Raw genomic sequence first — 23510 nt, forward strand, 5'->3', positions numbered from 1 at the left:
TGGTATTCACCGGCTACGAGACCGCCCCGGAACCGGCCCCTGACCCCTGGCCGGCAGCCGTCGTCCGCCGCTCTGGCAGTTGTCCGGGCATCAGCAGAGCACGGCTTCGCCCACCTCAAGGACCGACGCGTGCTCGGCAAGGTCCGCACTGACTCGACGTGGGCGACCGCCCTGGTCAGGTCTCCGCTGGTTCTCGCGAACCGCGAAGGGCCCCGAGAACCGCGAAGGGGCCCGGTGACCACGAAGGGCCCCGGTGGTCAACGATCCTCGCCGAAGTCGTCTACCCACGACCAGTACGAGCATCCCGAACCCCGTCCACACCAGACCCGTGACCAGCAACATCACCATGCACAGTGCTCACTCGTCGGCAAGATCTTTCGGCGGAGCTCGCCGCCTGCCCTCTCAACCCTGACGTGGGCGGAGCCGAGCACAACGCGGGAGTGTGACGTGCACTCGCCCGGCCCGGGTGCGGTCGTCCCGACAGGAGTGTTCCCGGCCCGTACGGCTGTGACTCCTCCCCCACCTAAAGGTGGGGGCTTCTCGCTATGCCGGGTTGGCGTCGCGACGGACCAGCCCGGCCCGTAGAACGTTTAGAGCACCCACTATGTCCGCGTGCGCCTGGTGGCCGCAGGACTGACAGTGAAACTTTTCCTGGGTGGGCCGGTTCTCCGCTGAGATGTGCCCGCATTCGGGACAGGTCCGGGAGGTGTTGCGGGGGTCCACGGCGATCACTTCCCGTCCGGCGCTTGCAGCCTTGGCGTGCAGGATCGTCAGGAACACCCCCCATCCGGCATCCGAGATCGAGTGGTTGAGCCCGGCCTTCGCTGCGGCCCCGTTGGGCAGGAAGCTGCCCGGCTGTTCGGGATCGGGCTTCGGCGCGGGGGACTTGAGCATGTTGCGGATCTTGAGGTCTTCGTGCGCGATGCAGTCGTGTTCGCGCACGAGGTTAAGAGCGGTCTTGTGGGCGTGGTCCAAGCGCTGTCGGCGGACCTTGCGGTGCAGGTCGGCAACGCGCTGGACGGCCCGCTGGTGGTTGGCGGTGCGCTTGTCACGGCGCACGCGGGGGAACCGGGCGAGATCCTGCTGTGCGGCTTCGAGCTTCGCTGCGGCGTGGCGCCCGTGACGGGGATTGGGTACGAACCCGCCGCCTGAGTCGGCGAGGAAGTTGACTATGCCCATGTCGATACCGACCACGCTGTCTGTCGCGGGTAGTGGCTCGGGCTGCTCTTGCTCGGCGGTCAGGATGACGTACCAGCGTCGGCCTTCGCGCTTGACGCTGACGGTCTTGACCTTGCCGGTCACGGCCCGGTGCTGGTTGACCTTGACGTGCCCCACGCCTTGCAGGCGCACTCGGATGACGGGGTCGTGCGGGGTGGAGTCCCAGCGGCAGCCGTCGCCGTCCTTGGGGAAGTCCACCGTGTCGAACCAGTTCACGCCACGGAACCTGGGATAGCCAGGCTTCTCCCCGGACTTGACTCGTCGGAAGAACGCGGCGAAAGCCTTGTCCAGGCGACGCAAGGTGGCCTGCTGGGAGGAGAACGACCAACGGCCCTGACGTTCCGGGTCGAAGGCACGGATGTCCTTGAGCTGGGCGGACTGCTGCCCGTACTTGATCGAGGTCTTGGAGGCATGCCGGTAGGCGTCACGACGTTCCTGCAACGCCCCGTTGTAGAGCGAGCAATGATCGCGCAGCATCTCGCCGAGCGCTGCCGTCTGGCCAACGGTGGGCCGCATGAGGAACTTGTATGCACGGATCATCTGGCCCACCCCCTTCCAGGTCGGCTCGCGTGATCATACGACGCTTGGCGTATGTCACCGCGCTGGAATCCAAACCCCGATATCCGCACCGGCCGCCACGTCGCCTACAACCTGCATGCTCACTTGGTGTTCGTCACGAAGTACCGGTGCGGCGTCTTCGATGACGCCATGCTCAAGAGGTGCGAAGAGATCATGCGAGAGGTGTGCGGCAGCTTCGAGACCGAACTGCGGGAGTTCAACGGCGAGGCCGATCATGTCCACCTGCTCGTGCACTACCCGCCCAAGGTCGCCCTTTCGAAGCTGGTCAACAGCCTCAAGGGTGTCTCCTCCCGCTACCTGCGGGCCGAGTACCCCGGCCGCATAAACAGGATCGGCATGGGGTCCGTCTTCTGGTCCCGCTCCTACTTCGCAGGCTCATGCGGCGGCGCGCCACTCACCGTGATCCGCCAGTACATCGAGCAGCAAAAACGTCCGCTGTGACCTGCAGGTCAGAGCAGTCCTGAGATGCGTTTCCCTCCCCGGCTGAAGCCGGGGATACCCACGCAAGATCAGGGATGGAGGCGGCGGGCCTGTACCACGCCAATCTGACCCAGGCGTCCCTGGTCTCGGTCAACCTGCGGCACGCCGACCTCACGACTGCGATTCTCCGCCGGGCTCGCTGCACTCTGGCCGACCTACGGGCCGCGAAGCTGGTCGAAACCGACTTGCGTGACGCCGACTTCACCGAGACCGACCTGCGCGAGGCAAACCTGCGCAAGGCCGACGCCCACGGCGCGGTCTTCCACCGCGCCGACCTCCGCATGGCCGACTTGCGCGGCACCGACTTGAGCACCGCCAACCTTGCCGAAGCACGCCTGACCGGCGCCTGGGCCAGCGAGCACACCCGCTGGCCCGCCGACTTCGACCACACGGCCGCCGGAGTCGTCGACACCGATGACCCCGGCCCCGAGCCCCCGCCCCTACTCCAGCCGCCGGGGATGACGCGGCATGCACCGCCACTGCGGTCCACTCCCTGACCAAGACGCGCCGGTCAAGACTGCAACAACCGCGATCCGCCTGACCGGCGTCACTCCTGTCAGCGGCGTCCTGATCGCGCAGGGGCCCAGGCCGCGACGCAGATCCGGGAGCTGATATCGCTCCCAAGGTCGTTATTTGCGGTCTGGTGACCTTGCCGACCAGAGGAGAACAATCGCAGCGCGCACTCACACGCCTATGGGGACAGAACAGGGGAGCCCGTGTACTTACGAAGGATCGTTACCGCCACGGTGATGGCGACCGCGGTCGCCGCCGCTACCGCTGTACCCGCGCAGGCAGGCGGGAAGCCGTTCCAGGCGCCCGAGATCATTGTGGTGAACCGGCTGACCGCGCCGAGCTCTGTGGAGTTCACCTACCGGTGCCGTTCCGACCTGCGGCGCACCCTCGTCGTCGAGTTGACGGCCCCGGGGACCGACTTCTATATGAAGTCCAAGGGCAGACTGCTCAACTGCAACAGCAAGCCGCAGCGCTACAAGGAGGTGCTCACCGAGCCCGTCGATGGGCGGGACCGTCCACTCAAGCCGGGCGAGACCGGCCGGGTATTTGTGGGGCTCTACGACGGCCCCAGGGGCGAGCTGGTCCAGACCCGCCTGATGACCGCACACTGACTCTCGAAAGGCGGGTGGTCGAGCCGGCAGTGGCCGGATGAGCCGGTGCTGATGCGGGAGGTGGCCGAGAACCTGTGGCTGCACGGACCGGACTGAGACACCATCGCGGCGGAGCTGGCGAGGCGGGCCGATATGGCGTCGGCGTCAGCCGGCGTCACCGATTCGACTCCGGGGCGTGTGCCGGCTGCAGTGACCCCGTGCACGAGCGGTGTCCCGGGCTCCGCTCACCGGTCGACCGTCGCCGTCACAGGCTCCCCGCGCCGAAGGTCAAGCGCGGCAGCGACTTTGGTCAAGGGGCGCGAGCCTTTAGGCCGACGTGCCGCCCACGGCACTCCGTACAGGCTGGTGCCATGACATCAGCACCGATCGCCCGCCGGACGGTCCTCGCGAGTGCCACGGCCCTGTCCGCCACCTGCATCACCGGCAACGCGTTCGCCCGCACGCCGTCCACCGCTCCGGCAGCGTCGTCGCGTACCTCTGGATCGTTCACCTACAAGGGCGTCAACTTCGATACGGACCGCGAGGTCTGGCGGCTGGAGTTCGTGCGCCGGGAGATCGCGGCCATCCGGCAGCAGTTGCACGGCAACGCGGTCCTGCTGCTCGGCCACGACCTGGACCGGCTCGCTCAGGCCGCCGAAATCGCCGCCTCACATGGCCTGTTCGTCTGGTTCGAGCCGCGCCAGTTCGACAAGGACGCGGAGCGCACCCTCGCCTTCCTCGCCTCGGTGGCACGCACGGCCGAGCGGCTGCGCGCCCGGCACCCCGGCGTGGGCATCTCGGTCGGCACCGAACTGACCATCTTCATGTCCGGCCTGGTGCCCGGCAGGGACTACAACGAGCGGGCCCAGGCGCTGGCACGCCCCGAGGCCGGCTTCCAGGAGCGGCTCAACGTCTTTCTCGACAGGGCGCTCAAGACGGTACGCCCCCTGTTCAACGGACAGGTCACCTACAGCTCGGGAGAGTGGGAGGAGGTCGCCTGGCACGGCTTCGATGTCCTGGGAGTCAACCTCTACCGCGACGCGGACAACAGGGCCACCTATACCCAGAAGCTGCGGGCCCTGCGACGGCACGGCAAGCCCGTCGTCATCACCGAGTTCGGCTGCTGCACCTTCACCGGGGCCAAGGAGCGGGGAGGTTCGGGGTTCAACGTGGTGGACTGGGAGCGGCAGCCTCCCGTGGTCAAGGACGGCTACGCACGCAACGAGCGGGAACAGGCCGACGAGGTCGGCGAGTTGCTGGACCTCTACGCGGCCGAGCGGCTGCACGGCGCGTTCGTCTACAACTTCATCGCCCCCGACTCTCCCCATTCCCCGCGACGCCGCCGCGACCTGGACATTGCCAGTTTCGCGCTGGTCAAGACCTATCCCACCGGGACACGGCGCGGCTACGCGGAGACCGGGCAGTGGGAGCCCAAGCTGTCCTTCCACGCCGTGGCGAACCGGTTCCGGTGACACCTGCGACGGGGCGTTCACGCGGGAATTCGCGGTCCGCTACGAGAGGCCGTCCTCGTAGCGGCCGTCGACGAGCGGCTGTGGCGGACGCGTTCGTCCTACGCGCCCGTGCTGCTCAGCCACTCCCCGTCGCGCATGATGACCCTGCCGCGCAGTTCCGCTGTTCCGCGCCAGGCGCGCACGGTCCGGGGTGTCACGCACAGGTACACGAAGGTGTCCTCCTCCGGCCGCGGATCCCAGCCGAACTTTCCCGCGAAGGCGTCCGCGGCATCCGTGGTGGCTTGAACGGCTGGTAGCGGGCTCTGTCAGCGATCACGGGGAGCCGTCACGGGCGGTCACTGGAGCAGGATCATCTTGCGGAGTAGTTGGAATTCGGTGCGTCCGTAGAGCTGCCTTTTGATCTTTTTGATGCGGTTCACGGCGGCTTCGGTGATGCCCGAGCTCCAGCGGAGCGTGAGCCCGGCGGTCACGGCGTCGATGTCGTTGGTGAGGCTGCGGGCGAAGCCGCTCAGGCCGGGCAGGTCGGCCACGATGGCCTCGTCGATCCAGGCGGGCAGGAGCACGCCGGTCTGCTGGGTGAGCATGTCGCCGAAGTCGCGGGCGAGTTGGTGCGTGGTGGCCAGCTCGGGGCGGTGATCCAGAACTGCTTTGAGCTGCTGGTGGTCGTCCTCGGTCAGCGAGGAGGGCCGGCGGGTGAGCCAGCCCGTGACCTGCCGGACATTCGGTGGCCCTGGGGGTGGCTGAGGGTTCGGCGCGGCTGTGGAAGGCGTTGGGCAGCCCAGTCGTGCAGCGTGGAGGAGGGGGCGCTATGGCGGCCGGGCTGTCCTTTCTCCGGGGCCGGTTGGCTGATGGCGCGGACGCGGCGATCGACGTCAGGCCCCAGCCGGGACACCTCCGGTGTGCCTGTTGCCTACCTGGTTGTGCACGCATTGTGTAGAGGCTCGGCACGCCACGCATACTCCCGCGCACCGCGTCGGCCTAGATTCGGTGTCGCCGGGGACGCCGTCTCGGCGTGAGCGCTGTACACCCCGACCATGCGGGCCCGCGTGGTGCGCAGCGCTCGGCGGGCGGCCATTCCAGCAACCTGTTCAGATCAGGCGATCACCACGGGAGGACTCGTATCATGCGCACTCGCGCGCTACGTGCTGCGGCCACTGCCGCGTTGCTGCTCGGCTTCGCTCTGCCGGGTGTTTCTTCAGCCCACGCCGAAGCCTCGGGCGGCGAGATTCCCGGCATGCCGTTGATGAACATCCCTCCCTCCGGTCCACACAAATGTGCGACACCTCAGGGCAACAGCACCGCGAACGGAACGCGCATCACCCTGTGGGACTGCACGGGAAGTGACGCCCAGGTCTGGAGGTGGAGCGGCGACAGGATCGTGCACGAGCAGAGCGGAAAGTGCCTGACCCCGGAGGGTGACCGTATCTACTCCAACGGTGCGGTGCTGACCCTGTGGCCGTGTACGGGTGCCGAGAGCCAGGACTTCGACCAGTCCGAGTTGGATTTCTTCAGGAACATCAAGACCAGCCACTCCAACAAGTGCCTCACCAACTACGGGGGGAACTTCGGCAACGGCACCTGGGTGACCCTGTGGACGTGCGCCGGCGGAGACCCCGCCGAGCAGAACTGGCACCTGGAGCTGTAAGCCATGGTTGCGGATGGCGACTTGATCAGCCATCACGGTCAGAACGAGGATGGTTCCCGAAGCTACCCGGCACTCAACCGTGCCCGGCATCGCCCAGCAAGACGTACCGGTGCCACCTGCTCCACTCGGGTGGAGATGAGGATCGTGGCGCGTTCGTCACTGGGCGGCCGCCAGATCCACTCAGCGGTCCGACTACTTCAAGACCCACCCAGCCCCCAGCCCCCGTACCTCAGAGCCTGAGAACGGCGGTCGGCGACAAACTCGGCCGGGGCTGCGCTCTTGGGGCGCGAGCGGCGAGCACGATCGCCCTCCTGCTCCTCGCCGAGTCCATGGCACCCGACCTTGCTGGCGGGCGCCCGGGTCGGGATCTCCCTGGGCGCGACCACCGTCGTCATCGTGTCCATCGAGCCGGAGGGGACCCCGGCGACAGAACCTGAATCGTCTTCGTGCCCCACCGTGCCCGCCCCGGCCCGCCGTGACCACCGGGGCGTCGGCCCGGCCCCACCGCCCCGTACCGCTGCCACCAGCCAAGCCCCGCAACCACCAAGGACCCAGACGGACCTCGTGACCGGAAGCCGGCGGCATCCAGTGATGCCGTCGGCTTCGTCCACCGCATGCCATCAGCACGACAAAACGTTGCACATGTGAGGAACCGTTATGCCCAAGACCAGCATCATCCGACAGGTATACGCCGCTGGTGCCGCCGTGGCCGCTGCCCTCGTCCTCGCTGGACCCGCACCTGCCCAGGCCAGCACCACATCCCCCGTCACCTCCTGCCCGAACATCTGCGTTCTGGATGCCCGCGCCGGCGCCCACCCGGACTTCGACCGTCTGGTCTTCGACCTGGGTGGCACCGGCCTGCCCCAGGTGCGGGCCACCGCGAGCGCGGACGGCATGTATCACACGGCAGGTGACGACGAGATCAGACACCTGCAGATCTCGGGGAAGTCCTACCTGCTCCTCGACGTCTCCGGTGGAGTTGTTGCTCTCCCCAGCGGGCCTGACGCTTACGCCACCCCCCGGGTGCAGTCCGTTTCCCTGCCCTCCCTCAAGGGTGTGGAGTTGGCCGCGGGCTACGAGGGCAACGTGACGTTCGGCCTTGCGCTGGGCGACCACTCCCAGTACAAAATCTTCACCCTGACCTCTCCGAACCGCGTCGTCGTCGACGTCTACCACTGAACCCCGCCGGGAGCCGCCGCGCAGCGCCCGCTGATAGCGGCGGCCTCGGCTGTGGGTGACACAGGTTCGTCCTCGCCGTCGAGGTGACCCGGCGCCTCGTGTGACACCGCGGCCTCGACCGGGCCCACCACTTCAGGTGACATGTCCGGTCCCCAGGCCCCTGCCGGCAGCGGAGATGGAAGAGCGAAGGGCCGGGACGACTGCGTGCAGGCATGTGCCTCCCGAGAACCTCACCTCCCGATCCCCGACCGGAGCACACCCCCACCGTGAAGCAACGTCCCGTCGCCGAGCGAGCGACGTGCCAGCTGAAGATCGGAAACAGCTCCCGGAAAGCATCAGAACCGTGCTTTTCCGCATCGCCGCCAGTCATGTGCGGACAATTCATGGACGGTTTTGTCCTTGCGGCGTACGGTGACCGCGGCACCTCTATCGTCGAGGACTCATCCGCATCTCCGGGCGCGGACGGCAGATGGATGGGCCGATATGTCGGTCTGAGGTCTCCAGGGTCAGGGCGGCGAGCGGCGGCGGCATCTTGTTGACGTTTGCTGGCGGACCGAAGGCCAGGCGCGAAGGGGGCGCGGGTGGGTACGGTCGAGATCTCGACAGAGGATCCGGACGATTTCGACATCCTGTTCGGTGAGCTGCAAGGCCGCAGCGGGATCGCGGTGGATGCCGTGCCCGCGCCGATGGAGCCCGAGGACCTCGGCACAGCGGTGGACCTGCTGACGGCAGCCTGTGCGTCGGGCGGTGCTGTCGCGGTGTTCTTGGGCATCGTCAAGTCGCTGCTGGACTCAAGGGGGCCGGGCTTCGTCCTGAAGGTGCGGCACGGCACTGTCCGGTTGACGATCACTGCTGAAACCTTCGAAGAGGCCCGCCCGGTGCTGGAGGAATGGCTAGGTGGAGCGTGACCTGAGCAGCTCCCGCGCCATCCTGATCGGTAACGGAGTCTACGCGGACTCAGGACTCCGGAATCTACCTGCCGCCCAGTGCGTCAGCGCGATGGCCGACCTGCTGACCAGCGAGTTGTGCGGATGGCCGGCTGAGCGCGTGACGTGTTTGGTGGACGTGGCGTCGTCAGACGCCCTGGCCCGAGAAGTGATCAAGGCTGTCAGCGACGTCCAAGGCACACTTCTGGTGTATTACGTCGGCCACGGACTGCGCACCGGTGAGGGGCAACTCGCCCTGACAGTGGGCGACACCGACCCACGCTGGGTAGCGCTGCCCTACACCGCAATGCTCTATGAGGGTCTCGCCAAGATTCTCCGCAGTTGCCGGGCGGAGACCAAGCTCGTCCTCTTGGACTGCTGCCATGCCGAACTCGCCACCAAGTCCAATCATGTGTTCCAGTCGGCCGACGTCGAAGAGGCTCACCCGGTTGAGGGCCTGTACGTCATCGGTGCCAGCGCCAGCACCAAGAAGGCCAAGACGCCCGTCAACGGAACACTCACCTACTTCACCAAAGGCTTCTTGGACATCGTGAGCAACGGCATCCGCGAGGTGTCGGCGCCGCACCTGCGCCTGGACCGGATCTTCCTTGAACTACACGCCCGGTTACGGGACGCGGGACTACCCGAGCCAGTGGAAAGCGGAGCCCGAGGGGCTCACGGTTTCCTCTTCGCCCGCAACGCCGCCCACCCTGACCACCCCAGGAAACCGCCGGAACCCCTCGCGCAACCTGCGGCCGGGCAGTTGCCCCTGCTGGACCGGCGCACGCTGCTGAGCGCTGTGGGCGCCGCCGGACTGACCGTCGCCAACACCGTCCTGACGCTCACCCGCCGTCCTACCGGACCGGCGACGACGTCAGATCGCGGAGCCCCGAGCAGGACGTCCAACGCGGCAGCCGCCTCGCTGGGACAGCCACTCCTGGGCCACACCGACCGCATCTACTCAGTTGCCTTCCGGCCGGGCGGCCACGTCCTTGCCAGCGGCAGCCGCGACCAAACCGTCAGGTTCTGGGACCTGACGGATCCGCTGCACCCCACGCCCATCGGTCTCCCTCTCGACGGCCACACCGACACGGTCTATTCGGTGGTCTTCCACCCCGGCGGCAACCTGCTGGCCGACGCCAGCGCCGACCAGAAGGTCCGGCTGCTGAACGTCACCGCCCCCGCGAAACCAGCTGTTGCCAGCCGACCGACCACCGGCCATACCGACGCCGTCTTCTCCGTGGCATTCAGCCCCAGCGGGGACCTGCTGGCCGGGGGCAGCGGCGACCGTACGATCCGACTATGGAACGTGACCGACTCCGCACACCCCACACTCGTCGGCACACCCGTCTACGGGCACACTGATGCCGTCCTGTCGGTGGCCTTCAGCCACGACGAGAGCGTCATGGGCAGCGGCGGGTCGGACCACGCGGTCCGGCTGTGGAACGTGGCGGACCCTCTGGCACCCATCGGCCCGGCGCTGCCCGGCCACACCGACCGCGTCTACAGCGTCACCTTCAGCCCGAACGGCCACCTGCTGGCCAGCGGCAGCGGTGACAGAACCATCCGCCTGTGGAAGGTCACCGACCCCGCGCGCCCGGTGCTCCTCGGCAACGCCACCGAACACAAGGACGCCGTCAACACCGTTGCCTTCAGCCCCAGCGGACAGGTCCTGGTCAGCGGAAGCAGCGACACCACGATCCGACTGTGGCGCGTGAGCGAATCCACTGGCCCGGTCGCCATCGGGGGTCCCCTGACCGGTCACCACGGCGCCGTCTACTCCGTGGCCTTCAGCCCGGACGGAAACCTGCTGGCGAGCGGCAGCGCCGACCAGACGATCCGCCTATGGAAACTCGCGCGCTGAGCGATCGGCAGTCCATTGCTGCCGGTCAGTCAGAGGCCCGGGGCCATTGCGCTGTCGAAACAGATCTCGGTGCGGCCGGCAGCGCGACGGAGCCCGAGTGGCTATGTAGGTGAGCAGGGGTGGCGTTTGTCGTTCAGTGCGGGAGGCGGCTTCGTGCCGCGAAGGGTGATGTTGCCCAGTTTTGACGGCACTTGAAGCCTTGCAGGGGGACGATCGGTGTGCTTCTCCCGCTGGGGGTCCGAATGCACATATCGACGAGCAAGGTCGAGCTGTACGCGGCGATCCGCCGTGACCATCGTGCCGGTCTGTCGAGGCGTGCTCTGGAGCGGAAGTACGGGGCGACCTGGCGGACAATCCGCAGGGCCCTGGACTCGAACTGGCTTGAGCCCCGGAAGAAGCAGGCACCGCGTCCGACCCGGCTGGACCCGTTTAAGCCGGTGATCGACGGGATGTTGGAAGCAGACCTCGACGCGCCGCCGAAGCAGAAGCACACGGTCAAGAGGATCTTCGACCGGCTGCTGGATGAGCACGCGGCGGCCGGGATCTCCTACCAGATGGTCCGCGGCTATGTCGCGGTGCGGCGCAAGGAGATCCGGTGGGACCGGCCGTGGCCCGGAGGAGATGTGCGTCCCGCAGTCCCACATGCCGGGGGACGAAGCGGAGGTCGATGTCGGCGATGTCCACATCGTGCTGGCGGGGGTGCCCACCCGCTGCTACCTGTTCTCGCTGCGGCTGTCGTACTCCGGCAAGGCGGTGCACCGGGTGTCGGCTTCCTGCGGCCAGGAGGCGTTTTTCGATGGCCATGTTCACGCGCTGTCCGTCCTGGGCGGGGTGCCCCGTGGCAAGGTGCGCTACGACAACCTGAAGACGGCGGTCGCCCAGGTCCTGGGCTTCTCCCGGCAGCGCACGGAACCGGAGCGGTGGATTGCTTTCCGTTCGCACTGGGGGATCGAGAGTTTCTACTGTCGTCCGGGAATCGAGGGCGCCCACGAGAAGGGCGGGGTGGGGGCCAGATCGGCTACTTCCGCCGCAACCACTTCGTGCCGGTCCCCGAAGTCGCCACCCTCGCCGAGCTGAACGAGATGGTCGACCGGTGGGACCTTGAAGACGAGGGCCGGCGCATCCGCTCCCGTCCCCGAACGATCGGCGAGTACTTCGCGGTCGAACAGCCGCAGCTCAAGCCGCTGCCCGTCGAGCCGTTCGAGACGGACCGCTGGTTCACCCCGCAGGTCGACCGCTACGGACAGATCACGGTCCGCACAAACCGGTACCCGGTGCCGGTCCGGCTGATCGGCAAGACTCTCCGAGTGCTGCTGCACGCCTCCGAACTGGTGGTCTTCAACGACGGCCGGGAAGTGGCCCGGCACGAGAGGCTGAGCACGCAGGGCGGCTCGCGCCTGGTCCTCGATCACTACCTGGAAGCCCTGGTGCGCAAGCCGGGCGCCTTCCCCGGGTCAACAGCTCTGGAACAGGCTCGCTCGGCCGGCCGGTTCACGCCGGTCCACGACGACTGGTGGGACGCGGCCCGCGCGGCCCACGGCGACAAGGAAGGCACCAAGGCCCTCATCCAGGTGCTGCTGCTGGCCCGGCACATGAGCCACGAGCATGTGGTCGCCGGGCTCGCGGTCGCGCTGCGGGCCGGGGTGCTGACAGCGGACGCGGTCGCGCTGGAGGCCCGAAAGATCGCCGACGGCGACGTGCCGGACCAGCCGATGCCCTCACCACCGCCAGAGCCCGGAGCGGTCGGGCCGGCATGGGCCACCGTCACCTTTCTCGCCGACTGACGGCTGTCCCACCTGCCGCCCGACACCCGGCCGCTGCCGTCGGTTGCTGCCTATGACCAGCTGCTGCGACGGCGCGGCGGGAGTGCTCCGAGTGAGGGAGAAGCGACATGAACGCCAAACGCAACCGCGGGCTGACCGAGGAAGCCGCGACCACCGCCATCGACCAGGCATGCCGGATGCCCCGGCTGCCCACCATCCGCTACCAGTTCCCCGATCTCGCCGAGGCGGCGTCCCAGGAACAGAGGTCCTACCGGGGCTTCCTGGCGGAGCTGCTGCTGGCCGAGTGCGACGACCGGGCCCGCCGACGCTCGGAGCGGCGCATCAAGGCCGCCGGGTTCCCGCGCGAGAAGTCACTGCGGGCCTTCGACTACGACGCGAATCCCAACATCGACGCCGCGACCATCAACACCCTCGCCACCTGCGAATGGGTCCGCAAGGGCCACCCGCTCTGCCTGATCGGCGACTCGGGCATGGGCAAGTCCCATCTGGTCATCGCGCTGGGGACCGAGGCGGCGGTGAAGGGGTACCGGGTGAAGTACGTCCTGGCGACCAAGCTGGTCAACGAGCTGGTCGAGGCCGCCGACGAGAAGCAGGTTGCCAAGACCATCGCCCGCTACGGACGCGTCGATCTTTTATGCATTGATGAACTCGGCTACATGGAACTCGACCGCCGGGGCGCCGAACTCCTCTTCCAGGTTCTGACGGAGCGCGAGGAAAAGAATTCTGTGGCAATCGCTTCGAACGAGTCGTTCGGCGGGTGGACGAAGACATTCACCGATCCCAGGCTCTGCGCGGCCATCGTCGACCGCATCACCTTCGGCGGCAACATCATCGCGACCGGCACCGACTCCTACCGCCTCGCCCACACCAAAGCCCAGGCCGAACGATCCATCGAGTGACCACGTCCGCACGAACTACCGGAGTGGTCCGCGCTCATCGATGAACACGGGGGGCGCTGACAAGAAGACATCGGCATTCACCGGGCCGTATGCGATGTTGAACGTGTCCAGCCAGTACGTCCAGCCCCGAATCCCCAGTGCACTGCTGAAACGATAGTTGAGCTGCCAGCGCACCCATTGGCCAGGGACGAGCCGGACACCCGGCGGCCGCCGCTTCCGAGGCGGCAGGGCAAACGGCGACTGCACTCGCGGAAATACCCTCAGCCGATCATCTGCTTCACGGAGCTGGACATCGATCTTGCTCAGGGCTTCCCGGCCCTCATACGGCTCGAAGCCGTCGCGCTCATGCATCCGGATCACATGCGCGAGAGGAGCCGCCTCATGCGGGAGTGCGAAGCCGACCGGGGTCGCGTTCCTTCGAGCCGCAGCGTCCCCGCCTCGCGATTCCTTCGTCCAGGTCGTCCGGATCCACTGGACGGTGATCTCCACAGCCGTTGCCCCTACCGCCTCGTCGAGGAGTCCATGCTACGGCCCTACTGTGACCTCCAGCGATAGGTGGCCACGGTCGGTGGGAAACTCGCTGACGAGTGGTCCGTACTCAAGGGTGGTTGGCCAGTTCGCCCAGAGATATCTGGCCACTGGGGCAGCGGCTTTTGTCGCTACAGCAAGACGGTCGAGGTGGCGGAGTGACCGTGATTGATTGGCGGGAGGCAATACTGGGGCTTCTGCCCCCTCTATGAGTTGGTCTCGTTAACTGCGTCGATGAAGTGCTCGTACTCCTGTCTCGCCGCCCCCACGTGACGTGAAACTTCTGCCCACACAGCTTCGTGCCTGCGGTTCGGATCGGACGCACTCTGCAGCAGATGGCTGAGAGATACGAGGTGTTCGTGGGCCTGCCATGCGGGCATGAACACTGCCCGGACACCGTCCAGTTGGAGCACGGAGAGTGCATCCGACGCTTTCTCGCGCTGCTGATCGGCGAGCGTCAAGGCTGAAGTCAGCTGCTCCGCCGCTGGGATGGCCCCCATCCTGAACAAGTCGGAAGCCTCGATCAGCGTTCGGTGGAAGTTACCCCAGGCCACCGCGAACGCCACGTGGGTGTCACGCTGAAACTGGCGTCGCCAATGATCCTTTTGTGTCTTGGCCTGGTGGCGGCCAGCGAAAGCAGCCGCCCCGATTGCACCTCCAGCACCTACCGCGGCTCCCAACAGGCCCGCCGCAGCGCCGACGATCACCGCGTCCATGGTCGCATTCTCTTGGTCCGCACAGATTCGCGCAGGCGAATCGAGAGCGTCGCGCGGTGTCCCATCTGTCCGCGCCCGTCGCCTCTGACGTCGCCAGCGCCGTCGCAGCGATCCGATGAGTGTGGGTTCGTCGCATTCACGGGCGATGCGCACGGTCGCGCGCACGCGGTTGACCAGGTGGCGGATGTCCCAGTCCGTCGCGTTCGGCTGGCCAAGTAGCATGCGAACGCCAACTATCGCTGAACGTCGCACCTACCCCTCCATGCCAGCACGAGCACTCGCGCGCGTGAGCGACTTCAGTTCTCACCAATATTGATCTTCTCCACCAGTGACGCGTGACTCCCGAAGACGGCGATAAACGCTTCCCGGAGAAGGTGAAACAGCCACCCGAGCCGGTCGAGCGTCCTGGCGAACTCGGGGGAGGGGTCGGCCAGGTTCTCCGGGGGATCAGGACAGGTCGATGGAACGCGGCCCGGCCGCTCGGCGTCCGCGTTCCGCACCGGGGATCCGCGAAAGGGGCCTGCGGTAACGATGGGTTGGGTGTTTCCGCCTGTGTGGCCCGCGCTGCGGTCACCTCGCCCAGGGGCTGCTCTCTGGGGCGGCCCCTGGGCGCGGTAGCCGCTGTGGGGGTCGGTCTCTTGCGCGCTGTGGCTTCCCGGCTCACCGTGGGCGGTGCTGTCTTTGCTGCGCGGTCTCTGGTTCGGTTTGGGGCGTGGCGGGAGAATGGAGTTCTGGTGTCGCGTGATCGGGGGGTCCATGGACATGGCCAGTCAGGTCCTTCCGCTCGCCGGTGTCGCTGTCGGTGCTGCCATGTCTTTTGTGGTGACGAGTCTGAACGAGCGGGCCAAGTGGCGGCGTGAGCAATCCGTGCGGTGGGACGAGCAGCGCCTGACGGCCTATGCCGAATATGCGCACGCGGTCAAGGATCTCGCCTACCAGTACCGGCGCATCGCGGTGGCCCGGGGGTTGACCGCCGGTCCTCACCCGCTGGAGCCTACTGGGGCGGTACTTGACAGGCTGGGTGAGGCGGAAGTCCACCGCACGGCCCTGTCCGAAGCCCTGCTCCTCCTGGCGGACAGGCACACCATTGCGGCGATGAAACGGATGAACCAGTGCTTGTGGCTGCTGGAAGCACTGGCCCGGGCAACTCCCGGCCAGGACCACAGCGGCAGCTGGGACCGGGCGTATGCCGACTATCGCGCCGCGCGACAGGAATACATCGAGCAGGCACGCCAGAACCTCGGCGTGAGCGGATCCGTGCGGCCCCTCCCGGGGTGACCTGACCGGTCGCCGCCTGCTTCACGGACAGCCGGACCCCGAGGCACCGGCACCGCCCCGTTGCCAAGGCATGGCTGGCTACCGCGGCGTCGGCGGTCGGTCCGGATGATGCCTGATCTCACCCGCGTAGCCATTCCAGCGCCCTGCGCGGTCCGTCGCCGCAGTACGCACGGGCAGGTGGTCGGGGGCAGCCCGACCGTCTGCGGGGCAGGCCGCTGAGGCCGCCCGGCAACTCGGGGAGCTGAGCCAGTGCGCAAGGCGTATGAGGGAAGGACTCGACCCTGCCCTCTTCCTGGTCGCGGCCCGAGCCGACGCTGGCGGCCGCCAGCGAGAAGCCCAAGCTCCCGCCCGGGTGTGCCGCTGAGCCCAAGTGGGACGACTTCCGGGCGCTGGCGAGTCACGGGCGGCAGGGCCGGGTGAGGGTCCGCTCGCGCAGCGGCGGAACCCTGGCCGATGCCTTCGCCGAGATCGTGCGCGCGGCTGCGCATCTGCCGTAGGGCGCCGTTTTCGACGGGGTTACGTGACCTGTGGGGGTGTCTCAGCCCCAAGGTGTTGCAGGCGGCGCAGCTCCGATAGATGAGACGTGACGGGCGTCGCGGCCGCGTGCCGCAGTGGCTGCTCAGAGGTGGTCGTCCAGGAACTTCCGTACCTCGGTGTTGGTCATGGGCCCCGTGCCGTGCGCCACCGCCTCTCCCTCCTTCAGCAGGACGTAGGACGGGGCGCCGGTGATCCCGTATCGCTCGGTTGCGGCCGGACAACGCGTGATGTCGGCGCGGATGGCCGTCAGGCGGCCCGTGTAGTCGTCGGCGATGCCACCCACGACGAGGTCCATCACCCGGCAGGGCTCGATTGCCTTGGGCCATGTCCCGGTGAAGTATGCGAGGACCGGAACTCCGCTCATCCCGAGGATGAAATTGAACTCCGCGTCCTCACGGGGTCGGTGAACCCGGTTCGCCATGGATGCTCCTGACCTCAAGTTCCGTCGTTCCATCCCCATCATCCCTTGCGCGGTGTGCCGGGCCGGCCCGGTCGGTCGTCCGGTTGACCTGTCGGAAGGGAGGCGCGGGGCCGTCGCAGAATAACGGTGGTCCCCGGCGCGAGCGGCCCGGCCTCGCCCTGGTGACCCGGCCTGGCCGCCCCGCCGGTCATCCAGCTGCAGCCTGCCGCGCGCCCGCGGGTCGGCTCGTGCCAGGACAGCGCGCCTTCCACGACGATATGAAAGCCGTTTTCCAGGGCATGGTGGCCCAGATCGCCGACCAGATGCTCGATGAGCGCGTCGACGAGCGGGCCGGTGTGCTTCGTCCACCGGATCCAGTCGAGCTGTATCCGCCACTGCGCTTCTCGGAGACAGCGTTCCCGACGGGCTTCCCGAGGCCTTGTGATGAGCCAGCTGATGGCACCGAGAACGAGGCACGATTCCTGGATCGCTCGCGGACGCGGTCGTGGACGGTCGACGTACGCGTCAGCTGCCCCGAAGACCGACCGCCAGCGTCAGTTCAAGGACCCGGTGTGGCGATGCGAGATCCGGAAACAGTTCCCGCAGCTGCGACATCCGGTACCGCACCGTCTGGGGATGGACGAACAACGCTGCCGCCACCTCGTCCCGCCTGCCCTGGTGCAGCAGCCACGCCCGCAATGTCTCCTCCAGCCGCCGTGCGGTCGCGGCAGGCAAGGTCCGCAACGGTGCGAGGGCTCGGGTACGCAGGTCTGCGAACGCGTCCACGTCGGCGCTGAGCACCAGCTCGGGCAGGTGGTCCTCGGTGTCGCGGATATCAGGGGAGAGGGAGCGCGCGCGTACGGCTCGTGCGTACGAGGCGGACGCACGAGTCCATGGCCGGGCCGGGCCGACCACGGAGGTGCGGTCGGTCAGCTGCCGCAGGAGATGTGATCGGTCGGCATCGGGGACGAGCAGCACACCGGTGGCGTCCGGCAGATCGTCCAGGACGAGGGTGCTCGGGTCGAGCGTGCGGTGGGCGGGCCGGGCCTGGGCGGCGGGCAGCAGGACCGCGGTCAGGGAAACGGGAGGCTGCCACCCGGCTCGCTGAGCGGAGGCCAGCAGTATGTCCGGGCTCGCGCCGGCGAGGAGGTCGCGGGCCAACTGCTCCAGATGGCGTTCGTGAGCCCGGCCCCGGGCGGCCAGTTCGTCGGCGTGGCCCGCGGCGCTCGCGGCGGAGAGCTCGTCGATGTAGGCGAAGGTCAGCTCGGCGAACTTGGCGACCTCGGCGGCGGGCAGACCTGCGGGTACGGCACCCGCTGCCAGGCCTCGCCAGGCCACGCGGGCGCCGACGCGATAGGCGCTGAGCAGGGCGTCCATGGAACGGCCGTCGCGCACCTCGCCCCGGCCCAGCTCGTAGGCCGCGTCACTGGCGTCGCCGCTGATGGTGTTCCCGCTGGCGAGGTCCAGGTAGTGCCCCAGGGCGGTGCGGACGGCGCGGCGGATGGTGGCGCCCATGTGGCCCGACAGGGCGTTGGTGTACGGAGGGACCTCGTCGATGATCGCCTGAACGACCTCGTCGGCCGTGGTCTTCAGCGCGGCCCGAAGAGCGGTGACCGTCGTCTCATCCAGGGCCAGCTCGCTGGCCCGCTGGACTGCATGACTCATGTTTTTATTCCCTACGAACAATCCCCACCATCAAATTCACGTCCTACGGTCAGGACTTTACGCCTGGAGACGCAGCAAGCTGGGGTCATGACGAGTACAGCCCTGCGCAGCAGGGCGTGGAAACTGCTGGAAATGGTCACGACGCCACTGCTGCCGTCGGACTACCTCGACCTGGTCAGCCCGCTGCGCGCGGGCGCCGACCTGCGGGGGCGCATCGAGGCCGTGCACCCGGAGACGGGTGACGCCGCGACCATCGTGATCAGGCCGGGGCGGGGCTGGCGCGGCCACACGGCCGGTCAGTACGTACGGATCGGGGTCGACGTCGACGGGGTCCGCCTGTGGCGTGCCTACTCCCTCACCTCGCCCACCAACCGCTCCGACGGCCGCGTCACGGTCACCGTGAAGGCGATCCCGGACGGCAAGGTCAGCAACCACCTGGTCCGCAGAGCGAAACCGGGCACGCTGATCCAGCTCGACCAGGCGACCGGTGACTTCGTGCTGCCGCAGGCCAAGCCGACCAAGGTGCTCTACCTGACGGCCGGCAGCGGCATCACGCCCGTGATGGGCATGCTGCGCGACACCGAGTTCGACGACGTCGTCATGATCCACTGCGCGCCGAAGCCGCAGGACGTGATCTTCCGCGACGAACTGCACGACCTGGTCGCGGACAAGAAGCTGCGCCTCACCGAGGTGCACACCGACACCGACGGCATGCTCGACATCGCCCGTCTCGACGAGCTCGTGCCCGACTGGGCCGAGCGCGAGACCTGGGCCTGCGGGCCCGCGGGCCTGCTCGACGCCGCCGAGAAGCACTGGAGCGAGCACGGCGTACCGGAGCGCCTGCACACCGAACGCTTCCGCCCCAGCATCGTCGTCGCCGGCGACGGCGGCGAGGTCAGGTTCAGCACCACAGGCAAGACCGTCGACGCGGACGGCGCCACGCCGTTGCTGGACGTCGGCGAGGAGGCCGGCGTGCTCATGCCCTCCGGGTGCCGCATGGGCATCTGCTTCGGCTGCGTCACACCGCTCAAGGACGGCGCCGTCCGCGACCTGCGCACCGGCGAGATCACCGAGGCCGGGCCGGGCGTCCTCATCCAGACCTGCGTGTCCGCCGCGGCGGGCCCCTGCGACATCGAACGGTAGGAGCACCTTGACCGCCATCGACCCCACCGCCCACCTGAGCGCGGAGCAGATCGAGGAGCTCGGCCGCGAGCTGGACGCGATCCGCGACGAGGTGATCGCCAGCCGAGGCGAGAAAGACGCCGCCTACATCCGAAAGGTCATCTCGGCGCAGCGCAAGCTCGAGCTGGCCAGCAGGGGCGTTCTGCTGTTCTCGATCTTCCCGCCCGCGTGGCTGCTCGGCACCGCCGGGCTGTCCGTGGCGAAGATCATGGACAACATGGAGATCGGCCACAACGTCCTGCACGGTCAGTGGGACTGGATGCGAGACCCGAAGATCCACTCCACCACCTGGGAGTGGGATCACGTCTCGCCGTCCGAGCAGTGGAAGCACTCGCACAACGAGCTGCACCACACGTACACCAACGTGATCGGCAAGGACAACGACCTCGGCTACGGCATCATGCGCGTCGACGAGGACCAGAGGTGGCACCCGGTCCACCTCGGCCAGCCGCTGTGGAACTTCATCAACGCCTGCTTCTTCGAGTACGGCATCGCAGCGTACGACCTGGAGCTCGGCAAGAACTTGAACAAGCGCCGCCGGGGGAACCCGGAGTTCCGCGCGCGGGCCAGGGCCGTGGGCCGCAAGATCCGCAAGCAGGTGCTCAAGGACTACGTGATCCACCCGCTGCTGTCCGGCCCGTCGTTCCTCACCACGCTCGCCGCCACGTTCACCGCGAACCTGGTCCGCAATATCTGGTCCCACTCGGTGATCATGTGCGGGCACTTCCCCGAGGGTGTGCAGGTCTTCGAGCGCCGGTCGATCAAGGGCGAGACGCGCGGCCAGTGGTACCTGCGCCAGATGATGGGCTCGGCGAACATCAGCGGCAGCAGGGCCATGCACTTCATGACCGGCAACCTGTCGCACCAGATCGAGCACCACCTGTTCCCGGACCTGCCGAGCAACCGGTACGCCGAGGTCGCGGTGAAGGTGCGCGCACTGTTCGAAAAGTACGAGCTGGAGTACGTCACCGGGCCACTGCCCAAGCAGGTGTTCTCCGCGTGGCACAAGGTCTTCCGGCTCTCGCTGCCGAACAAGAAGCCCAAGGTCAAGACGCCGGACCGCGAGCAGGAGCTCGTTGTGGCCTGATTCCCGGTATCGGCTCAGATCTTTCAGCCGTACCGGCGGCTCCGCCGGGTCCGGTGAAATCCGTTGCGGGCGACATCAGCCCGTACGACACGGGATCCGGGGCAGCCCGGTGTCCGGCCGCGCTGCCTGGACGTGCGCCAGGCGTATGCGATTGCCCAGTCCGGTGCCGGTGGCCGCTGCCGACCGCCTTGCTTGCGTTCGGTTTCCTGTCGTTTGAGGTCGTCGATGGCCTGGTCGATGAGGGCCAGCCACGTTGCGTGCCAAGCCCGCGATGTCTGCAGGCGGGGAAGGTCGGGAGGAAGAAGGCCTGGGGGGAGGGCTAGGGCATGGGGTGAGGCCCCGTCGTGTCGTGTCCTCGTGTCATGGTGGCGGGGTTCCACCAGTACCAGCTGGCACTGTGGCTGCCGGGCAGAGCGGGCCTTCGATGTGGGTCTGCGTCGACGTCTGGGGTGGGAGGATCACGTCATGCGTTCCTGGGACTCCTTGACCATCACCGAGCAGACGTTGATGCGTCGTGCCATGGCCGGGGGCCCTTGGCCGGAACGGTCCAAGACAGGGGTGTGGCCCTGCGCTGGGCAGGCGTCGAAGACGCCCCACTCCCGCGCAGCTACACCGATGACGAGCAGCGCGAGCTGGTCCCGCAGCTCGCGGCCGTCGCCCTGGACCTCGCCGGACGCGGCCTGCTCACCATCAAGGAGAGCCAAAGCCACGTTCCTGCTGCCTCCGCCATCGCCCTGACCGGCTCGGAGCTCCACGAGATCGTCACCAACCCGGCCTACTGGCTCGGGAATCCCAGCTCACCCTGCCGGTTCACCCTCGACTGCCCGCAGCCGGTACGTGTGCACTGGTTCGACGGCGCCTACCCACCAGTGGACACCAGCGGCCTTCCCGCCTGGGACGAACTCACCATCGCCGAACGCGAAGTCCTGGTCTGCGCTGCAGAAACCAGCGGCATGCTCACCGGGGCGTTCGGCATCTGGCCGGACCCACCGGCCGACCTGGGCTCCATGGAGCGCCTCGACTGGGTCGACCGGCAACTCGCCCCGCTGCTTTCCTTCGTCCGCAACGGTTGGATCGAGGTCCGGCACACCCCGGACGCTGCCAGCGACGCCTTCACCGTGATCCCTTTGGATGGTCTCCGCTCTGCCCTGGCCGACCCCGCTGTCCGGAATGAAGGCGACGACTGGGGCGTTGGCGTCGGCTGCATCTTCACCCATACCGGACTGGCCGTCTGGCGGGGTGGTTGGAGCACCGCCTGGAGCAGCCGTCTGAACTTCGGCTGACACGCGGTGCTATCCGGCCAGCCGACAGCCTCACATGCACCAATTCGACCGAGACGGTGACCGATTCGGACCCGATGGCACGCGCACAAAGATCGCTTGCACACGGGCAAGAGACCGAACAGACTCACCCCGCCCGAGTCCGCCGGGGGTTGAGGAACCTGCATGCGAAGACCGGCACGCAAGCCCGTGCACCGAAACCCAGCCGGCCCAGCCCCGGCTGCCCGCCCGGCTTGAGGAACCAGCGGCCCGCCACCCGCCACGACGTCGGACGCGTCCTCGCCACCGGAGAGTCCTACACCCGACCGGCCCACCACAAGATCGGCACCAGACCCCGGAGAACTGGGCAACCGGCAAGCTGATCTGCCAACCAACCTCATCGCCGCGACCCCAACGATGTTGGATAGCCGCATGGTGAGACGCAAGAAGGAGCAGAAGAAGCGGCCCGACTGGGGCATCCCGAAGGGGATCGTGCTGTTGGCGACGCCAGAGGGCTGGCGTAACTGCGTCCTCACCATGGAAGGCGGCATGCTCTGCGGGCGTCTGGATGTGCCGATCAACACCGACCCACAAGACGCGCGATTTGCGGCGGCCCGGATGGTGACGGAACTCGCGTGAGACTTCCACGACACCAACGTCGAGGTGAGCTGGGATCCCCATCAGGAGCCCTGGTCATGGACCGCTCAGGTCACCCTCGCCGCCGGAACCGAACCTGCACCGCCGGACTCCGAAGGATTAATCGCAAGCTGAGGGCGGGGCTCATATGGACGGTGATCCACATCATCGCGTCGGCAACGAAGCTGCCGAGCACCGGGATACAGGGACAGGTACGTCGTTGAGGAGGGAGATCTAGGTCGGCTCACCGGATCTCTGCGTTGCCGCAGATGAAGGTGGTGTCCTGGAGGAGTTCCGGTGTGATGCGGACACCGCTCAGGTGTTCGGCGAGGGCGAAGGCTGCTTCTGCGGCCAGGTGTTCTTCGGTGTCGGAGGTCTCGCCCCAGAACTGGAAGCCGCAGTGATGCATGACGGGTAGGAGGTCGTCAGGGGTTGTTCCCCGGCGGCGGTCGGGTATTGCGGGCTCGAAGGTGAGGCGCTGGGTGGTGTCCTGGGCCCAGAGGAACGAGTCGTGGCCGTTGATGTTGACGAAGTGGGAGACCCAGCGGGTGCCCGCGGAGGCGGGCAGGGCTCGCTCTTCGGTGACGCCGAGGTAGCCGACGGGCTCGATCATCAGGGTCCATTCGCCGACCGTGGTCATGGCGATGAACTGCCTGGTGTGGTCCGAACGGTCCAAAAGGTCGAAGGCCGCGGCCACGATCGCCTCCACCCCGCTCCGGGAAGGCTCGCTGTGGCCTTCGAGGCGGGCAAGGACGTCCAGGGGCGCCAGGTTGTGCACCAGGGTGAAGCAATACGCCTCCGCGAGATCGGGGAAGCGCTCGTTGAGCCACACGTAGTCGGCAGCAGTCGCGGTCATGGCCAAGATCCTTGCGCATGCCTCTGACATCGACCGTCCCAGAGGCAGCAGGGGTGGCAGAGCGGCGCGGGACCCGGCCCAGGTCGCAGTCGAGGACCTGTCGTGGGTTCGCGGTTATGAACACGAACACACAGCCCGCCACGATTGAGCTGATCCGTTGGCCGACCCAGGCCAGAGCGTCAGCGTCCGTCTGCACTCGGCGCAGCCCATTCTCGAA

General features: G+C 67.6%; 21 protein-coding genes and 1 pseudogene. 15 read left to right on the forward strand and 7 right to left on the reverse strand.

Going from position 1 to position 23510, the window contains the following annotated elements; translation table 11 throughout:
* Nucleotides 1-543: 543 nt before the first annotated feature.
* Nucleotides 544-1758: an RNA-guided endonuclease InsQ/TnpB family protein gene (locus IE252_RS38175; RefSeq protein WP_190094096.1), complete on the reverse strand. Its 1215-nt coding sequence runs from the start codon at nt 1756-1758 to the stop codon at nt 544-546.
* A gap of 51 nt (nt 1759-1809) precedes the next feature.
* On the opposite strand from IE252_RS38175, the gene tnpA reads away from it, so the two are divergent.
* From tnpA to IE252_RS38195, 4 genes are all read left to right on the forward strand, one after another.
* Nucleotides 1810-2238, forward strand: coding sequence for an IS200/IS605 family transposase (tnpA, locus tag IE252_RS38180; RefSeq protein ID WP_190094097.1), 429 nt, complete (start codon nt 1810-1812; stop codon nt 2236-2238).
* A 74-nt stretch (nt 2239-2312) separates the two neighbouring features.
* Nucleotides 2313-2774, forward strand: a complete 462-nt coding sequence (locus tag IE252_RS38185; RefSeq protein ID WP_229849068.1) for a pentapeptide repeat-containing protein — start codon at nt 2313-2315, stop codon at nt 2772-2774.
* A 252-nt stretch (nt 2775-3026) separates the two neighbouring features.
* Nucleotides 3027-3401 (forward strand): hypothetical protein, encoded by a 375-nt coding sequence (locus IE252_RS38190; RefSeq protein ID WP_190094098.1) that lies wholly within the window; start codon nt 3027-3029, stop codon nt 3399-3401.
* Nucleotides 3402-3751: 350 nt separating this feature from the next.
* Entirely contained in the window at nt 3752-4852 is a 1101-nt protein-coding gene (locus IE252_RS38195) for a glycoside hydrolase family 113 protein (protein WP_190094099.1), read from the forward strand.
* 335 nt (nt 4853-5187) lie between these two features.
* Here the strand turns inward: IE252_RS38195 and IE252_RS38200 are convergent, their stop codons facing one another.
* On the reverse strand, nt 5188-5634 hold the full coding sequence (locus IE252_RS38200; protein ID WP_190094136.1) for a transposase: 447 nt from the start codon (nt 5632-5634) through the stop codon (nt 5188-5190).
* Nucleotides 5635-6095: 461 nt separating this feature from the next.
* Here IE252_RS38200 and IE252_RS38205 point away from each other — a divergent pair, with 461 nt between their 5' ends.
* From IE252_RS38205 to istB, 6 genes and pseudogenes are all read left to right on the forward strand, one after another.
* Nucleotides 6096-6497 carry an RICIN domain-containing protein gene (locus tag IE252_RS38205; protein ID WP_229849079.1) on the forward strand — a complete coding sequence of 134 codons (402 nt, stop codon included), beginning with the start codon at nt 6096-6098 and terminating at the stop codon, nt 6495-6497.
* A 657-nt stretch (nt 6498-7154) separates the two neighbouring features.
* Nucleotides 7155-7676 carry an AMIN-like domain-containing (lipo)protein gene (locus tag IE252_RS38210; RefSeq protein ID WP_190094101.1) on the forward strand — a complete coding sequence of 174 codons (522 nt, stop codon included), beginning with the start codon at nt 7155-7157 and terminating at the stop codon, nt 7674-7676.
* A gap of 581 nt (nt 7677-8257) precedes the next feature.
* Nucleotides 8258-8584, forward strand: coding sequence for an effector-associated constant component EACC1 (locus tag IE252_RS38215; RefSeq protein WP_190094102.1), 327 nt, complete (start codon nt 8258-8260; stop codon nt 8582-8584).
* Nucleotides 8574-10466, forward strand: coding sequence for a caspase, EACC1-associated type (locus tag IE252_RS38220; RefSeq protein ID WP_190094103.1), 1893 nt, complete (start codon nt 8574-8576; stop codon nt 10464-10466). Before IE252_RS38215 ends, IE252_RS38220 begins: the two co-directional genes overlap by 11 nt.
* Before the next feature lie 242 nt (nt 10467-10708).
* Nucleotides 10709-12361 (forward strand): annotated as a pseudogene (gene istA / locus IE252_RS38225) (IS21 family transposase).
* On the forward strand, nt 12358-13149 hold the full coding sequence (istB, locus tag IE252_RS38230) for an IS21-like element helper ATPase IstB (protein WP_190094104.1): 792 nt from the start codon (nt 12358-12360) through the stop codon (nt 13147-13149). Before istA ends, istB begins: the two are co-directional and overlap by 4 nt.
* 15 nt (nt 13150-13164) lie before the next feature.
* Here istB and IE252_RS38235 read toward each other — a convergent pair whose 3' ends face one another.
* Together IE252_RS38235 and IE252_RS38240 are read right to left on the reverse strand one after the other, a co-directional pair.
* Complete coding sequence (locus IE252_RS38235) at nt 13165-13638, reverse strand: hypothetical protein (protein ID WP_190094105.1); 474 nt, start codon at nt 13636-13638, stop codon at nt 13165-13167.
* Between the two features lie 245 nt (nt 13639-13883).
* Nucleotides 13884-14393, reverse strand: a complete 510-nt coding sequence (locus IE252_RS38240) for a hypothetical protein (RefSeq protein WP_190094106.1) — start codon at nt 14391-14393, stop codon at nt 13884-13886.
* Nucleotides 14394-15155: 762 nt separating this feature from the next.
* On the opposite strand from IE252_RS38240, the gene IE252_RS38245 reads away from it, so the two are divergent.
* Complete coding sequence (locus tag IE252_RS38245) at nt 15156-15671, forward strand: hypothetical protein (protein ID WP_229849069.1); 516 nt, start codon at nt 15156-15158, stop codon at nt 15669-15671.
* A 619-nt stretch (nt 15672-16290) separates the two neighbouring features.
* On the opposite strand, the gene IE252_RS38250 is transcribed toward IE252_RS38245, so the two are convergent.
* Entirely contained in the window at nt 16291-16629 is a 339-nt protein-coding gene (locus IE252_RS38250; RefSeq protein WP_190094108.1) for a thioredoxin family protein, read from the reverse strand.
* A 504-nt stretch (nt 16630-17133) separates the two neighbouring features.
* Nucleotides 17134-18273 carry a PucR family transcriptional regulator gene (locus tag IE252_RS38255; RefSeq protein WP_190094109.1) on the reverse strand — a complete coding sequence of 380 codons (1140 nt, stop codon included), beginning with the start codon at nt 18271-18273 and terminating at the stop codon, nt 17134-17136.
* A gap of 87 nt (nt 18274-18360) precedes the next feature.
* On the opposite strand from IE252_RS38255, the gene IE252_RS38260 reads away from it, so the two are divergent.
* From IE252_RS38260 to IE252_RS38275, 4 genes are all read left to right on the forward strand, one after another.
* The gene (locus IE252_RS38260; protein ID WP_190094110.1) at nt 18361-19416 is read left to right on the forward strand and encodes a ferredoxin reductase; all 1056 of its coding nucleotides are present in this window, start codon (nt 18361-18363) and stop codon (nt 19414-19416) included.
* A 7-nt stretch (nt 19417-19423) separates the two neighbouring features.
* Nucleotides 19424-20542: a fatty acid desaturase family protein gene (locus tag IE252_RS38265; protein WP_190094111.1), complete on the forward strand. Its 1119-nt coding sequence runs from the start codon at nt 19424-19426 to the stop codon at nt 20540-20542.
* A gap of 560 nt (nt 20543-21102) precedes the next feature.
* On the forward strand, nt 21103-21825 hold the full coding sequence (locus IE252_RS38270; RefSeq protein ID WP_190094112.1) for a hypothetical protein: 723 nt from the start codon (nt 21103-21105) through the stop codon (nt 21823-21825).
* A 408-nt stretch (nt 21826-22233) separates the two neighbouring features.
* Nucleotides 22234-22440 (forward strand): hypothetical protein, encoded by a 207-nt coding sequence (locus IE252_RS38275; RefSeq protein ID WP_190094113.1) that lies wholly within the window; start codon nt 22234-22236, stop codon nt 22438-22440.
* A gap of 241 nt (nt 22441-22681) precedes the next feature.
* Here the strand turns inward: IE252_RS38275 and IE252_RS38280 are convergent, their stop codons facing one another.
* A complete protein-coding gene (locus IE252_RS38280) occupies nt 22682-23293 on the reverse strand; it encodes a DUF6461 domain-containing protein (protein WP_190094114.1) in 612 nt (203 codons plus the stop codon).
* Nucleotides 23294-23510 lie beyond the last annotated feature (217 nt).

This window comes from Streptomyces melanogenes (assembly GCF_014649795.1).
In the GTDB taxonomy this organism is placed as follows: domain Bacteria; phylum Actinomycetota; class Actinomycetes; order Streptomycetales; family Streptomycetaceae; genus Streptomyces; species Streptomyces noboritoensis.